This is a genomic window from Alcaligenes sp. GW821-FHT11D07 (genome assembly GCF_058808495.1).
In genome coordinates, this window is record NZ_JBXART010000011.1 from 1 (window position 1) to 513 (window position 513).

Annotated in this window: 1 protein-coding gene; it reads left to right on the plus strand. The window is 58.1% G+C overall.

The genetic code is table 11. The features are described 5' to 3' along the window. The coding region (locus AC1RSM_RS18650) for an Ig-like domain-containing protein (RefSeq protein ID WP_492934064.1) at window positions 1-513 on the plus strand (513 nt) is incomplete at both ends.

Genomic DNA, 513 nt, shown 5'->3' on the forward strand with positions numbered 1-513 from the left:
GGCCGGCGATACCGTGACCGTAACGGTCAACGGTAAGGACTACACGACCACCGTTAACGCCGATGGCAAGACCTGGAACGTGGACGTTCCCGGTGCTGAGCTGGCTGCTGATTCGAACGTACACGCCAAGGTCGAGACCGAAGACGCCGCTGGTAACCCTGCTTCGGCTGAAGCCGACCGCGGCTACGGTGTGGATACCGATCTGCCCGAAGCGGCGATCACCATCGACACGATTGCGGGCGATGATGTGATCAACAAAGCTGAATCGGAAAGCGATGTGACCATCACCGGTACGGTTGGTGAAGACGTCAAGGCTGGCGATACTGTGACCGTAACGGTCAACGGTAAGGACTACACAACGACTGTTAATGCCGATGGCAAGACCTGGAACGTGGATGTTCCCGGTGCTGAACTGGCTGCTGATTCGAACGTTCACGCCAAGGTTGAAACAGAAGACGCCGCAGGTAACCCTGCTTCGGCTGAAGCCGACCGTGGCTACGGCGTAGACACCGA